A 13,514-nucleotide genomic window follows, 5' to 3' on the forward strand; every position below is an offset into this window, starting at 1 on the left:
CCACGATTACTGTTAAGGTGTTCTGCTTATGGAAATAAAACATACTTTGAGGGTTGTTCTACCTCTAAAATATTGACGATTTCGACGTCATGGCGAATTTTTATGACTGTTTATATATAGTAAGTAGAATTTCCTTAAATTGCTATTAACCACCAGAAAATTTACTTTTGTAACCTTCTTTTTCGAGCAAATCTTTTAGTTTTTGACGGTTATCACCTTGGATTTCAATTTGCCCGTTTTTTACCGCACCGCCGGTTCCACATTGTGCTTTGAGTTTTTTTGCCAATTTTTTTAAGTCGTCTTCTGTAACAGGAAGACCTTTAACAACAGTAACGCCTTTACCTTTACGACCCTTTGTTTCTAAGCTTATCAGGACTTTACCATCACCAACAGCTGGTTCATTTTTACACTGGCATGCGGATGTTGATTGTTCACAGTTAGGACAAAGACGACCTTGATCTGTTGAGTAGACTAAATTTCTATTCTTCATTGATGCAACCTCACAAACCTTATCCTTTAAATCATTGTATTTTATCACTTTTTTGAACAGGGAACAGATAAAAATAGTAACATGTTGGCGTGGTTATATTTTATAGGGTGCTAATGTATCGAGGATGTTGGTTATTTTTTCATGAAGAGGGGCTTTCAAAACAAGTTGTTGCTCTGTTATTGGATGTTTAAATTGAAGGCTAGACGCATGAAGCATCAGTCTAAAATCCTCGGGCCAAATTTCTTTTGCCACTTTATTGATATGACGGCAGCCATAACACGAATCGCCAACGAGAGGATTCAATAGGTGTTTGAAATGACGGCGGATCTGATGCTTTCTACCTTGCTTTGGTACTACTTCAATCCAGCTCAGGCGCATACTGTCGTAGCGACTAACAGGAATAGGAAGTTGATAATGAGCTTTTAAAGTAAAATGGGTTTCAGCTTCTTTTTCAGTTCCTTCGATTTTAAAACGAGATCGACCTTTTTGTTCATTGAGCTTGGCCAATGGGTAATCAATCACGCCACTTTCTGCGCAAAAACCTCGGACCAAACAATGATAAATTTTCTGTGTTTTAGATTCTGCAAATTGAGCAGAAAGCTGCCTTGCAGCATCAGGGCTAAATGCCATAACCAAAACGCCTGACGTTCCTCTGTCCAATCGATGGACCGGGAATACCCATTTCCCTGTTTGGTCCCGCAGACGCTGTACAACAGCGTCTTCTTCCTCTTTGGCTAAGTGTGTCCGATGAACAAGTAAGCCTGCTGGCTTATTGACAGCAACAAGATGCTCATCTTGAAACAAAATCTCTAAAGTCATTCTATTGTGTCTACAAACGCTGTGATTTTTTGCAAGGCAATGTCTGCCAATTTCTGCATGGCTTCATTACTTGCCCAAGCAATATGTGGGGTTAATAGAAAATTAGGGTATTTAGAGAGTTGGTGCAAAGGGTGATCTAATGGCATCGGCTCTTGTGTCGAAACATCAAAAGCAGCGCCTGCGATAGCTTGTTTTTCAAACGCTTTTAGTAATGCGTTTTCATCCACGATGCCACCGCGGCTAATATTTAGTAATAGAGCATTTGGCTTCATTAGAGCAAATTCAGCATCGCCGATTAGGTTCTTAGTATCTTCCGTTAATGGGCAGTTTACACTTATCACATCAGCCATTTTCAGGGCACTTTCAAAATTCGTATAACCTATCCGTATATCTTTAGCGCCTTTACGTTCGGCAAAAGTAACTTTCATTCCAAAGGCTTTTGAAATCTCGGCTACTTTTTTGCCTAAAGAGCCTCCGCCAACAATGACCATGTTGGTGCTATGAAGATCTTGGATCGGATAGTCTAAAAAGCAGAAGTGTTCTGAGCTAGACCATTTTCCTGATTTAACATCTTCGATATAGGAAATAAGATTTCTTTTTAATGCGAGCAGCATTGAAAACGTATGTTCAGGGACACTATTGATTGAATAACCCGCTACATTTTGAACTGTAATGCCTTGTTTTTTGCAAGCTGCAGTGTCGACGTTATTAATACCAGTCGCCATGACCTGAACTAATTTTAGTGAAGTAGCTTTAGCGATAGATTCTTCGTTTAACACCACTTTATTGGTCAATACAATGTCGGCATCTTTAATGCGCTCTGCTACTTGTTCCGATTGAGTATTTTGATATTCAACGACTTCTGTTATCAGTGTTGGTAATTCAATATCGATGCTATCAGGGAATGAACCTCTGTCTAAAAAAACGGCTTTCATTTATCTTCCTTATTCTTTTCTAATAATGCGTGTAAATATGGCTGTATATTTTGTAGTACAACTTTTTGACCTTGTGCATTTGGATGAAGACCATCGTTTTGCATTAAGTCTTTATTTAAAGCAACGTCTTGAAGCATAAAAGGCAAATACGCTAGATTATATTTTTCAGCAATGCCTTTGTATAAATTAAAAAACATTTCTGTGTAACGTTTTCCGTAGTTTTGAGGGATTTGATTACCCACTAATAATATCATGGCATTGGCTTCTTGAGCCTGTTCAACCATTTTTTCTAAATTAATAGTGGTTTGATTAAGCGGATAACCACGTAAAGCATCATTAGGACCAAGCTCTAACACAACCCATGAAGGTTTATGTGAATCAAGGAGAGCTTGAAAGCGGGATAAACCACCTTGTGTCGTTTCGCCACTGACACTGGCATTTACAACCTTGATATCAGGATGAGATTCGGAAAGTTGATTTTCTAGTAAACTAACCCATCCATCTTGTTGTCTTAAATTATAAGCCGCACTCAAGCTATCACCCATAACCAATAGGGTTGAAGCAGAGGCCAACGAACTCATGAAAAGAATCGTTATTGTACATAAGAGTAGTAATGGTCTTTTTAAAAACATATCAAACCTTTTTAGAGTAAAACTGCATGGCTACAAACACCGCGATTAGAGTACGTAATTTAACTCATACTGTTACGTCAAATACAGGGGATTTAACCATATTGAAAGGAATTAATATGGAAATCAATGAAAGCGAATCGGTTGCTATTGTTGGTTCCTCTGGTTCTGGTAAGTCGACCTTGCTTGGTTTATTAGCCGGTCTTGATGTGAATACTTCAGGAGATATCTTTCTTTATGATCATAACTTCTCTAGCCAAAATGAAGAGCAGAGAGCGTTAGCGCGTGGTGAATACGTTGGCTTTGTTTTTCAATCCTTCCATCTTTTACCCAGTTTACAAGCCATTGAAAACGTGATGTTACCGGCAGAGTTAAAAGGCGATAAAGACGCGCGTAAAAAAGCAGAAGCTTTATTGGATAAAGTCGGTTTATCTCATCGGTTAACACATTACCCAAATCAGTTGTCCGGTGGCGAGCAACAGCGCGTTGCCATTGCACGAGCCTTTGCGTCCCAACCGAAGATTTTGTTCGCCGATGAACCAACAGGTAATCTTGATGAAGAAAATGGCAACCTGATCATTAAGCTTCTGTTTGATCTGAACAAGTCCCAAGGAACGACTCTGGTTATGGTCACTCATGATAATGAGCTTGCGAAAATGTGCGACCGTCAACTGGTTATGTCTGCGGGCCAGCTTACGGAAAAAACGTTATGAGTTTTACCTTTCGTTTAATGCTAAGAGACATTCGAAGCGGGGATCTAATCACGCTTTTGATGGCGCTTATTATTTCAGTGAGCACAGTCACATCAATTGGATTGTTTATTGATCGCCTGCAACTTTCTTTTGAACAGGAATCCGCGAACTTATTGGCCGCTGATCGCTTAATTCGTTCAGATGAGCTTATTTCAGACGATTGGAAATTAGAAGCTCAAAACTTATCGTTGGAACAAGCCGAGCGAACCTCCTTTACAACCATGATGTTTGCAAAGGATTCTCTGCAATTGTCGCAGATAAGTGCTGTCAGCAATAATTATCCTCTTCGAGGGGCTTATCTTGTTGACGATACTTTGTTTGGCACAGGGCAAAGCACAACGGATTCGCCGAAGCAGGGCGAAGTTTGGGTATCCTCTCGACTTGCTAGTTTATTAAATATCGATATTGGTGATGAAGTCGAAGTTGGTGAAGCGAAATTAACAGTCTCTCGTTATTTAGTGAGAGACCCTGGTTCAAGCACCTCAGCTTTTGCGATTTCACCTCGTGCTGTGATGAATATCGAAGATCTTGCTGCCACCAATGTCATTATTCCTGGAAGTCGAGTTCGTTATTCTCTACTTCTTGCAGGGGGCAGAGACACGTTAGCCGAATACGAAGCTTGGGTGAAGCCGCAATTAGAAGACGGACAGCGCTGGCAAACGCCTGCTCAGCGTGGCGAGCGTATTGGCGACACAATAGGGCGTGCGGAATCTTTCTTGTTATTGGCTGGCACATTGGCTGTGGTGATGTCTGGTGTTGCTATGGCTCTGGCTTCGGCTCGATTTGTTAAACGCCATCTGATGCAAGTGGCGATTTTGAAAACGCTTGGTGCTACTCCTAAGTTATTGACTCGAGTATTTGCACAGCAATTGTTTGCGCTCTTGATCGTTGGCGCTTTAATTGGTCTTGGGATCGGTTGGGGAATACAAGAGATCATTGCCTCCTTATTGTCTAGTTTGGTGTCAAGCAGCTTACCAGAACCTTCTGTTGACCGTTTATGGTTGGGTGCAGCTACTGGCTTTATTTCTATGTTGGTTTTTTGCCTGCCATTGATGATGAGGTTGATTAAAATCTCACCATTGTCTGTCTTGCAGCCCAACGCAAAGATTGAACAAAATACAGTGTTTGTTTATCTGATTGGCTTTGTCGGCATGTATGGTTTGATGTGCCTTTATACCAATGGTTTTTTACTACCAAGTATTATGACCGTGGTTATTGCGGGTATTAGTTTATTGGTCGCTGGTATTGGTTGGCTGGCTTTTCGATTAGGTCGCTCTTTAACATCAGGAGCAACCAGTGGTTGGCAAATAGGGTTGGCTTCTTTGTATCGTAGATTGGTGCCAAATTTGTTTCAGCTTTTGGTATTCACATTAATTATCATGTTGACGCTGATTTTAATTGGCATCAAATCAAGTTTGATTGCCGATTGGCAGCAACAGCTTCCAGAAGACGCACCCAACCATTATTTATTCAATGTACAAGCAAGCCAAATTGAACAAATCAATGATGAAACAACCAAGTTAAATATACAGAAATCAGATTGGTTCCCTATGGTTCGCGGTCGAGTTACCGCAGTCAATGAAGACACGGTACAAGACCTGTACCCAGAAGAACGTGGCGAACCCGAGCTATTTGAACGAGAGCTAAACCTTACTTGGTCAGATACTATCGGTGAAGGCAATGAATTGGTTTCTGGTGATTTCAGTGCTGAAGGGTTATCGGTTGAACAGGAATCGGCGAAAGAAGCCAAGCTGTCACTTGGAGATGAACTGACGATTAATATTGGCGGCAATATCGTTACGTTACCGATTACTTCTATACGTACCGTTGACTGGGGTTCTATGCAGCCTAACTTCTATCTCATCTTACCTAAAAGTGTTTTAGAAGATTACCCTGCAAACTTCGTCAGCAGTCTGTTTATTAGTGATGATTCGGCGCAACCTTTTTATCGTGTGATGTCAAAATTTCCAACAGTGTCTATTTTGAATGTGGGTGATATTTTAAAACAGATACAAACGATAATTGGCCAGTTGTCTCAAGCCATTCAATTGGTGTTGTTATGTATTCTCAGTGCTGGGGCTTTGGTGTTGCTTGCTAGCGTAAGATCAACACTGGAAGAAAGGTTGGAAGAAGGCGCATTGTTACGGGTTTTAGGAGCCAAGAGTTCACTGGTTAGACAAGCGTTGTTTGTTGAGTTTGGTGCGCTCGGATTCTTCTCAGGACTCATTGCCGCGATAGGCGCTGAGGGGTGTTTGTATGGTTTACAGGTCTTTATATTCAATACTGAACCAAGCTTCCATCTATCATTATGGTTATTTGGGCCTTTAATCGGTGTTTGTGTCATTTCAACCATTGGTATATTTGCCAGTAGGACTGTGTTAAAAGTGCCGCCTATGCTTTTATTGCGTGGGTTATAATAGGTACTTTTTAAACTAGATTGAGTTGTTTGGATGTTTGTAGAAAAGCATGGCTATATTATCAGCCGCCATACTCGTGAAGTAGGTGGCCAGATTGAAATGAGCCTCTTTATTAAAACCCCGGAAGGAACCGTTAAGGTTTTACCCGACAAACAACTGAGTGTGTTTTTTACTGATGCGCCACTCGACAGCCTTCCTAATGACGTAACTGGGGTTCAATGTACTGAATCCCAGCTACGATCTTTTGATAATACTCCCGTTACTATTGTTCAAAGTCATAGCCTGACCATCCACCAGCAAATGGTTAGCTTGGTTAAGCGCAATGGTTTTGCCGTTTTTGAAGGAGATATCAAAGCTCATAACCGTTATTTAATGGAGCGCAACATTCGTGGCTCTGTTCGGTTTATTGGCGTGCCTGATTCCGCTAATCAAATATATCGTCAAGCAAAAGTCATCGCGGGTGATTGGCAGCCAGAATGGAAAGTGTGGTCTTTGGATATAGAAACCTCAGTTTCAACCAATACCTTGTTGTCTATTGGTATTACCGCAAAAGACCAACGTATTGCTTTTGTTGTCACCAAAAATCCCATAGACACAGACATTGTGTATGCCTTTTCGGATGAAAAAAATCTGCTGTTGGCTTTTATACGTTATGTCAGAACCCATTCCCCCGACATTTTTATTGGCTGGAACCTGATCGGCTTTGATTTACAGTTTATTGATCAGCGCTGTCAGGTGTTAGGTATTCGTCCTGCGTTTGGTGTGAATGGTGAAAACTGGAATATTCGATCGTCAGATAATCAGGGGCGGTATTTCGCCAGTATTCCAGGGCGAGTTGCGCTGGACGGCATCACTTTATTAAAAGTTGGTGGCTATCATTTTGAATCTTACAGCTTGAATAATGTCAGCAAAGAAATTTTAGACGACGGCAAGTTATTGCAAGGTGGTGATCGTTGGCAGGAAATAGAGCGTTTACACAGAGAAGATTTAGACGCTTTTGTCGCCTATAACTTGCAAGACTGCGATCTGGTTCTACGCATCTTTGAAAAGCTTAAGCTGATTCAATTACAACAAACCCGTGTTGACTTAACAGGTATTCCTTTGGAGCAGCCTGGGGGTTCTGTCGCTGCTTTTGAAAATCTTTATTTGCCTCGTTTGCATAAAGCTGGTTGGGTTGCTCCAGCGTGGACTGAGGATGACTTTGTCGCCAGTCCCGGTGGCTTTGTTATGTCATCGATTCCAGGGCTATATAAAAATGTCTTGGTGTTTGATTTTAAAAGTCTGTATCCAAGTATTATTCGAACCTTCTATATTGATCCATTAGCGCGCGTCTCTGCTAGACATGAAAGCACTAGGCATGAGGAGCAAAAATCAAAGACGATTAAAAGCCGTTTAATTCCTGGTTTCTTAGGTGCGAACTTCGATAGAAATAAAGCTATTCTGCCAGAACTTATTGCTGAGCTTGCTCAAGCTAGAGAGGAAGCTAAAAGAACCAACAATGACATATTAAGTTACGCGATTAAAATTATTATGAATTCTTTCTACGGTGTATTGGGTTCTAATGTTTGTCGTTTTTATCATGCCGAATTAGCCAGTTCGATTACTATGCGTGGTCATGAGTTACTGGCAAGAGCGAAAGATTGGATAGAAGAGCGTGGTGCTAAGGTTATTTATGGTGATACGGATTCTTTGTTTGTCACGCTCAATGACGCTCAAATAGATCCTCAACTATTTGGCGAGCAACTCTGTACCGAAATTAATCATTGCTTGCAGGTGTGGTGTAATGACTACGCTCAGTTAGAGTCGCGTTTAGAATTGGAATTTGAACAAGTATACGATCGCTTCTTTATGCCAACCATTCGTGGACAAGAAGAAGGCAGTAAAAAACGCTATGCAGGTCGTTCAAAAGGAAAGTTGATCTTTAAAGGTTTAGAGGCAGCAAGAAGTGATTGGACACCTTTAGCAAGACAATTTCAACGAACCTTATTCGAAAAAATATTCAATGACGAAAACCCAATTCCATATATTCAAGAAACCATCGAAAAATTAAGAGCAGGGCTTTACGACGAACTTTTGGTGTACAGCAAGCAGCTAAGTCGACCTTTGTCTTCTTACACTAAAAACAAGCCGCCTCATGTTCGAGCGGCTGCTATCATTGACCAGAAACGAGCAGAATTCGGTCAACCGCTTGAATACGATAAAGGACGTAAACGAGTTTACTATTTATATCAAATAACAGGCGTGATCCCTTATGAAACCACGGATGACTTAGTGAATTTGGATTATGAGCATTACATCGAAAAGCAAATTGAACCGATCGCAGAGAGCATTCTTCCTTTCTTTCATACTAATATGGAAAGCCTTCTTTCACAGCAAATCTCACTTTTGTAGGTTTATTGTTAGCAATTCACAAAAACTGTTATGTGCTTTTAAGCTCAATACCAAAGACAGACTCTGTATTTTTATTAGTATTTAAAATTAGCTCTTCTAATGCTATGCCTTTTAAACGAGCAACTTCCATGGCGACCCAAGGTAAATATTTTGGGTGATTCTTCTTTGGTCTTGGTCGAATATTCCGAGGCAGCAAATAAGGTGCATCGGTTTCGATTAATAATTTGTCCAACGGAATATGAGGCACAGAGGCTTGTAAATTCGCTCCACGACGTTCATCGCACACCCAACCAGTAATGCCAATATAAAGCCCTAGATCCAAATAGTTGTTAAGCTCTTCTTGGTTGCCAGTAAAACAATGGATCACCGATTTCTTCGCCAATTCTGGATGACGCCTTAATCGTTCAAGCATTGCTTTATGAGCATCTCTTTCGTGTAAATAGAGTGGTAAGTTATGTTCAAGTGCTAATTCGATTTGCTCATCAAAAGCATAAAACTGTTCATCTGGTGTAGAGTAATTACGATTGAAATCGAGCCCTGTTTCCCCAATAGCAATAGGTTTTGCTGTTTGTATGAGCTTGGAAAAAACTGCTTTACTACTCTTGGTCCAGGTTTTTGCTTGATGAGGATGGCAGCCAAGGGTGTTCCAAATCTCAGCGTGTTCTTGTCCTAATGTTTGAACTAACTTACTTTCTTCTAAATCTGACGCAATACAAATCATGCCGTTTACACCAGCGTCTTGCATTTCGGTTAACGTTTTCTCAATATCATCAATCAGAAAGCTGTGGTTGATGTTTACACCTATATCGATCATAAAACACTCATATTATGGATGGGTCTAAAACTATTGGGCGATAATATTAATAAAGAATAGATTTAAATAGAGCTTTATTTTTCATAATTATGGTGTTGTAAGAGAAAAACAATATTAAACTTCTATTACTAAAATAAGGTAAACAATTGTTTTATGACAAAAAAATACTGTAACACTTAGCCGAATGCAATATCATGGCTATAATAAATTTACGCATTAATAAGAAATGTTTGGAGTGCTATATGGCAAGCATGTTAGAAGCTGTAGACCAAAGGACAAAGTTGGTTGGTGAAAATCGTCTTGAATTGCTTATGTTCCGCCTTAATGGAATGCAGACGTTTGCGATAAATGTGTTTAAAGTTCAAGAAGTTGTCCAGCTTCCTAACTTAAATTTAATGCCACATAGACATCCATCCGTCGCAGGTGTTACTCATTTTAGAGGAAGAACTATTCCTGTTATCGATTTGTCTGAATCGATTGGTTTGAAGTCTACGGATCGAACTCAGCCATGTAACTTAATCGTCACTGAATACAACAATACAGTTCAAGGCTTTATGGTTGGCGAAGTTGATCGCATCATTAATATGAACTGGAATGAAATTTTACCGCCACCAAGTGGTACAGGTCGCCTGCATTATTTGACAGCGATTACCCGATTAAATGAACGTATCGTTGAAATTATTGACGTTGAAAAAGTATTGGCTGAGATTTCACCTTATGACACATCTGTGAGTGATGATGTCATTGATAAAGACTTATTATCTCTAGCAAAAGGGATGGAGGTTCTTATCGTGGATGATTCGTCAGTTGCTCGGGCTCAATGTAAATCTACATTGGACTTTTTGGGGATAGAGGTTCATGAAGCCACAAACGGTAAGCAAGGTTTAGAAGTACTTAAAAAAATGGCTGATACAGGTGAAAACGTACCAGAAAAGCTATTGATGCTTATCACTGATGCAGAAATGCCAGAAATGGACGGTTATCGTTTGACTCGTGAAGTTCGTGAAGACCCAAGGCTCAAAGACCTATATATTGTTTTGCATACATCATTAAGTGGTAGCTTTAATAAATCGATGGTGCAGAAAGTAGGTTGTGATGACTTTTTATCTAAATTCCAGCCAGATAAATTGGCATCTTTAATTCAAGATAGAATCCGAACTGTTGTCTATCGGGACTAAAAATTTAGCGAGCTAATTGTAAATATAAGCAGACTGCATGTCTGCTTTTTTGATTTGAATTTCTTATCAGTCCAAGCGCAGGTGTTTCTACTTATGCCAATTGAGTTAATTCTACTTTTACTGTTTATCGGTGCTGGAACTGGCTCAGTAAGTGCCATCATAAAAACCTCTCCGGTGCTTGTTGCTATCCCTGCTTTGTATTTTTTTCTGCCTGTATACGACTTATCCCTAGATAGCGTTATTTTACCTGTTATTGCTACTTGTCTGACGGCGTTTATTCCGACCTATCTGTATACATGGATTAAGTCGATGAAGGGTGGCCTGGTGGACTTTCAGCGTTTAATTAATTTCACGCCTGGTGTTGTCATGGGGGCGGTCATTGGTGCTCAGATACTGTCGTTAATCAATCCTAATGTTTTCAAAGTTGCGTTTACAATCATTTCTATTGCTGGCATTTTTAATATCATTCTCAGCGCTAAAATAGAAGCAGTTAAAAGCGTTAATATCGGTAAATTTGCTCGGTTACCTATTGGTTTATTAGTTGGTGTTGCTTCGCTCATTTCGGGTAATTGTGGACGTGTGTTGGCTGGGTATTTGTTTGCAATCAACAAGACAAGCCTTATTCATCGACAGGGAACAATCGATGGCGTGGTTGTTTTTGTATCTATTGCTGCCATGGTTGGTTTTATTTATCCTGCCCAAACCTTTAATGATTTAGGTTTAACAGCTTTCGCAGGCGCGATTCATTTACCATCGGTGTTGGTTTTAGCCGTGAGTCATTTTTTCTTTTTTTGGTTTTGCGAAAACCGAGGGAACGAGTTAGATAAGAAGGTTCTATCTATCAGCTTTATGTGTTTTTTAGCTTTTGCGCTCATTAGATTGTGGATCTAATTTTGATTTAGACACGTATTAAGTGATTCTGTGAAAATTTTATTAGATAGTAACAGTAGACATAAAAATCAATCCAAAAGGTATTGCATGAAAAATACGAGTAATTATGGTGTTTTGATGATCAACCTAGGAACACCAGACGCCCCGAAAACACCCGAAGTACGTCGCTTCCTAAAGGAGTTCTTGTCAGATCCTCGTGTTGTTGACCTTAATCCTTTACTTTGGAAACCTATTCTAAACCTCGTTATATTGACAATACGCCCGCCAAAGGTCGCGAAAGTATATCAACAAGTTTGGATGGATGAAGGTTCTCCTTTATTGGTGTTGAGTGAACGATTGAAGGAGAGAGTAAAAACAGAGCTTGCTGAAAAAGCAGGACATAATGTTCCTGTTGAATTGGCGATGACTTACGGAAACCCTAATATAGAAACGGCGACCAACAAACTGAGAGAGCAAGGTGCTGAAAATATTGTCGTGATACCAATGTACCCACAGTTTTCGGCAACGACCACCGCAGCCGCTTACGATGCTTTAATTAAGTCACTTAAAAAATGTCCATATTGGCCATCTTTACAGTTGTTGCATGACTACGCGGATCATCCATTGTATATAAAGGCTTTGGCGAACTCAGTTAGAAAACAATGGGAGTTACAAGGTGAGCGTCGTCACTTGGTACTTTCATATCATGGCATTCCAAAGCGTTATGTCACGAATGGCGACCCTTATGCGCGCCGTTGCGAAACCACTAGTCGGTTGGTTGCTGAGGAATTAGAACTAGAAGATGACGATTGGACACATGTCTATCAATCTAGATTTGGACGTGAAGAATGGCTAAAGCCCTACGCTGACGCAACATTGAAATCTTTTCCTTCTATGGGGATTAAGAAGATCAATGTAATCAGCCCAGCCTTTTCAATTGATTGCATTGAAACATTGGAAGAGATCACTCTAGAGCTGGGGGATGAGTTTAAACATAATGGCGGTCTTGCGTTTGATTACATTACGGCTCTGAATGACTCATCTGATCAAGTTGCGCTTTATCTCAATTTGATTGAAAAAAATACAAAACAATGGACATAACATGATACTGAATAGCAAAAGTATTGAAACGATAGCCTTTGATGCTGATGATACACTTTGGCGAAATGAAGAGATCTTCATTCATGCTCAAGATGAGTTTATTCGGATGTTAACGCCATATCATGATGAGGGTTATATTCGATCTCATTTGAATGCCGTTCAAATTGAGAATTTAGAAAACTTCGGATACGGCATTAAAGGTTTTACGCTTTCTATGATAGAAACGGCGATTACGCTAACGGAAGGCCGAGTAACCGGGAGCGAGATACACGAAATAATACAGCTTTCTAAATGCATGTTGTCGTCACCTGTTGAGTTATTACCAAATGTTGAACAGGTGCTGTCTAGTTTGAAAGGGCATTTTCAGCTCTTTGTTATAACGAAAGGTGACTTGTTAGATCAAGAAAGTAAACTGGCACGCTCTGGTGTAGCGGATTACTTTGATGCCATTGAGATTGTTAGCGATAAAAATGCCAATGCTTATGAGCAGATTCTTCAACGACATAAGGTGTCAGCTGAGAGTTTTCTTATGGTAGGTAATTCTATGAAATCAGATATTTTACCTGTCTTAGATATTGGCGCTCAAGCGCTTCATGTTCCATATCACAGTACTTGGGCTCATGAAGAAGTAACGGAAGATGTATTATTAAATTACCCGCAACTAGAGTCCTTAACTGACATATCTGAATTGATGACCTGGTTAAAGACTCCTCTAGTAAAAAGCATGAAGGAAGTATCATGAAGTATATTAAGGTTATGATAAGTTTGCTTATTTTCGCATCTCCTTTTGCTCAAGCCGACGAGAGTTCTATTGACAAGGTAAAAAACGGAGCTATTGAGCTTTGGGAAAAAACTAAGGTAACGACATCTGAAATCACTTCTAGTGCATCTAATAAAGCATCAGAAGTTAGTGAGAAGGCCTCTGAAATAGGCAATAAAGTTTCCAAGGACACAAAAGAAACCGGTGCGGTTGTTTGGGATAAAATGAAAGAAGTAGGAAACGCTACAGCTGATGGCGCGCGGAAAGGAGCGTCAAAAATACGTGAGTATGTTGGAGACGAAAAATGTGAAGAGGACAGCGCTCTTTGTTATAAATAATAACACTCTAAATAATAGTT

The 13,514-nt window shown here is 40.0% G+C and carries 13 protein-coding genes; 8 read left to right on the forward strand and 5 right to left on the reverse strand.

Annotation, left to right across the window (positions count from 1 at the left end; all coding sequences use genetic code 11):
- Window positions 1-145 precede the first annotated feature (145 nt).
- The 4 genes from yciH to MUS1_RS04835 all read right to left on the reverse strand — a co-directional run bounded on the left by yciH (window position 146) and on the right by MUS1_RS04835 (window position 2,825).
- Window positions 146-490 (reverse strand): stress response translation initiation inhibitor YciH, encoded by a 345-nt coding sequence (yciH, locus tag MUS1_RS04820; RefSeq protein ID WP_036159790.1) that lies wholly within the window; start codon window positions 488-490, stop codon window positions 146-148.
- A 93-nt stretch (window positions 491-583) separates the two neighbouring features.
- Window positions 584-1,309, reverse strand: a complete 726-nt coding sequence (locus MUS1_RS04825; protein ID WP_036159791.1) for a pseudouridine synthase — start codon at window positions 1,307-1,309, stop codon at window positions 584-586.
- On the reverse strand, window positions 1,306-2,244 hold the full coding sequence (locus MUS1_RS04830) for a D-2-hydroxyacid dehydrogenase (protein ID WP_036159793.1): 939 nt from the start codon (window positions 2,242-2,244) through the stop codon (window positions 1,306-1,308). The genes MUS1_RS04825 and MUS1_RS04830 overlap by 4 nt, the downstream gene beginning before the upstream one ends.
- Window positions 2,241-2,825, reverse strand: a complete 585-nt coding sequence (locus MUS1_RS04835) for an arylesterase (protein ID WP_245595750.1) — start codon at window positions 2,823-2,825, stop codon at window positions 2,241-2,243. The genes MUS1_RS04830 and MUS1_RS04835 overlap by 4 nt, the downstream gene beginning before the upstream one ends.
- A gap of 77 nt (window positions 2,826-2,902) precedes the next feature.
- Here MUS1_RS04835 and MUS1_RS04840 point away from each other — a divergent pair, with 77 nt between their 5' ends.
- From MUS1_RS04840 to MUS1_RS04850, 3 genes are read left to right on the forward strand one after another with little or no spacing between them, the layout of a single operon-like run.
- Window positions 2,903-3,586: an ABC transporter ATP-binding protein gene (locus MUS1_RS04840; RefSeq protein WP_036159795.1), complete on the forward strand. Its 684-nt coding sequence runs from the start codon at window positions 2,903-2,905 to the stop codon at window positions 3,584-3,586.
- On the forward strand, window positions 3,583-6,042 hold the full coding sequence (locus MUS1_RS04845; RefSeq protein ID WP_036159797.1) for an ABC transporter permease: 2,460 nt from the start codon (window positions 3,583-3,585) through the stop codon (window positions 6,040-6,042). The genes MUS1_RS04840 and MUS1_RS04845 overlap by 4 nt, the downstream gene beginning before the upstream one ends.
- Before the next feature lie 33 nt (window positions 6,043-6,075).
- Window positions 6,076-8,433, forward strand: coding sequence for a DNA polymerase II (locus MUS1_RS04850; RefSeq protein WP_036159799.1), 2,358 nt, complete (start codon window positions 6,076-6,078; stop codon window positions 8,431-8,433).
- 28 nt (window positions 8,434-8,461) lie between these two features.
- Here the strand turns inward: MUS1_RS04850 and MUS1_RS04855 are convergent, their stop codons facing one another.
- A complete protein-coding gene (locus tag MUS1_RS04855; protein WP_036159801.1) occupies window positions 8,462-9,247 on the reverse strand; it encodes a TatD family hydrolase in 786 nt (261 codons plus the stop codon).
- Window positions 9,248-9,489: 242 nt separating this feature from the next.
- Between MUS1_RS04855 and MUS1_RS04860 the strand changes: the two genes are divergently transcribed.
- The 5 genes from MUS1_RS04860 to MUS1_RS04880 all read left to right on the forward strand — a co-directional run bounded on the left by MUS1_RS04860 (window position 9,490) and on the right by MUS1_RS04880 (window position 13,494).
- Entirely contained in the window at window positions 9,490-10,425 is a 936-nt protein-coding gene (locus tag MUS1_RS04860) for a chemotaxis protein CheV (protein ID WP_036159803.1), read from the forward strand.
- A 93-nt stretch (window positions 10,426-10,518) separates the two neighbouring features.
- A complete protein-coding gene (locus MUS1_RS04865; protein ID WP_036159804.1) occupies window positions 10,519-11,316 on the forward strand; it encodes a sulfite exporter TauE/SafE family protein in 798 nt (265 codons plus the stop codon).
- Between the two features lie 87 nt (window positions 11,317-11,403).
- Window positions 11,404-12,396: a ferrochelatase gene (hemH, locus tag MUS1_RS04870; RefSeq protein ID WP_036159806.1), complete on the forward strand. Its 993-nt coding sequence runs from the start codon at window positions 11,404-11,406 to the stop codon at window positions 12,394-12,396.
- 1 nt (window position 12,397) lies between these two features.
- Window positions 12,398-13,138, forward strand: a complete 741-nt coding sequence (locus tag MUS1_RS04875; protein ID WP_051436113.1) for an HAD family hydrolase — start codon at window positions 12,398-12,400, stop codon at window positions 13,136-13,138.
- Window positions 13,135-13,494: a hypothetical protein gene (locus MUS1_RS04880; protein WP_036159807.1), complete on the forward strand. Its 360-nt coding sequence runs from the start codon at window positions 13,135-13,137 to the stop codon at window positions 13,492-13,494. The genes MUS1_RS04875 and MUS1_RS04880 overlap by 4 nt, the downstream gene beginning before the upstream one ends.
- The last annotated feature ends 20 nt before the right edge of the window (window positions 13,495-13,514 follow it).

The organism is Marinomonas ushuaiensis DSM 15871, assembly GCF_000521805.1.
Taxonomy (GTDB): domain Bacteria; phylum Pseudomonadota; class Gammaproteobacteria; order Pseudomonadales; family Marinomonadaceae; genus Marinomonas; species Marinomonas ushuaiensis.

Coding starts and splice junctions, on each gene's coding strand:
- yciH (WP_036159790.1), bottom strand. CDS start 490: ATGAAGAATAGAAATTTAGTCTACTCAACAGATCAAGGTCGTCTTTGT.
- MUS1_RS04825 (WP_036159791.1), bottom strand. CDS start 1,309: ATGACTTTAGAGATTTTGTTTCAAGATGAGCATCTTGTTGCTGTCAAT.
- MUS1_RS04830 (WP_036159793.1), bottom strand. CDS start 2,244: ATGAAAGCCGTTTTTTTAGACAGAGGTTCATTCCCTGATAGCATCGAT.
- MUS1_RS04835 (WP_245595750.1), bottom strand. CDS start 2,825: ATGAGTTCGTTGGCCTCTGCTTCAACCCTATTGGTTATGGGTGATAGC.
- MUS1_RS04840 (WP_036159795.1), top strand. CDS start 2,903: ATGGCTACAAACACCGCGATTAGAGTACGTAATTTAACTCATACTGTT.
- MUS1_RS04845 (WP_036159797.1), top strand. CDS start 3,583: ATGAGTTTTACCTTTCGTTTAATGCTAAGAGACATTCGAAGCGGGGAT.
- MUS1_RS04850 (WP_036159799.1), top strand. CDS start 6,076: ATGTTTGTAGAAAAGCATGGCTATATTATCAGCCGCCATACTCGTGAA.
- MUS1_RS04855 (WP_036159801.1), bottom strand. CDS start 9,247: ATGATCGATATAGGTGTAAACATCAACCACAGCTTTCTGATTGATGAT.
- MUS1_RS04860 (WP_036159803.1), top strand. CDS start 9,490: ATGGCAAGCATGTTAGAAGCTGTAGACCAAAGGACAAAGTTGGTTGGT.
- MUS1_RS04865 (WP_036159804.1), top strand. CDS start 10,519: ATGCCAATTGAGTTAATTCTACTTTTACTGTTTATCGGTGCTGGAACT.
- hemH (WP_036159806.1), top strand. CDS start 11,404: ATGAAAAATACGAGTAATTATGGTGTTTTGATGATCAACCTAGGAACA.
- MUS1_RS04875 (WP_051436113.1), top strand. CDS start 12,398: ATGATACTGAATAGCAAAAGTATTGAAACGATAGCCTTTGATGCTGAT.
- MUS1_RS04880 (WP_036159807.1), top strand. CDS start 13,135: ATGAAGTATATTAAGGTTATGATAAGTTTGCTTATTTTCGCATCTCCT.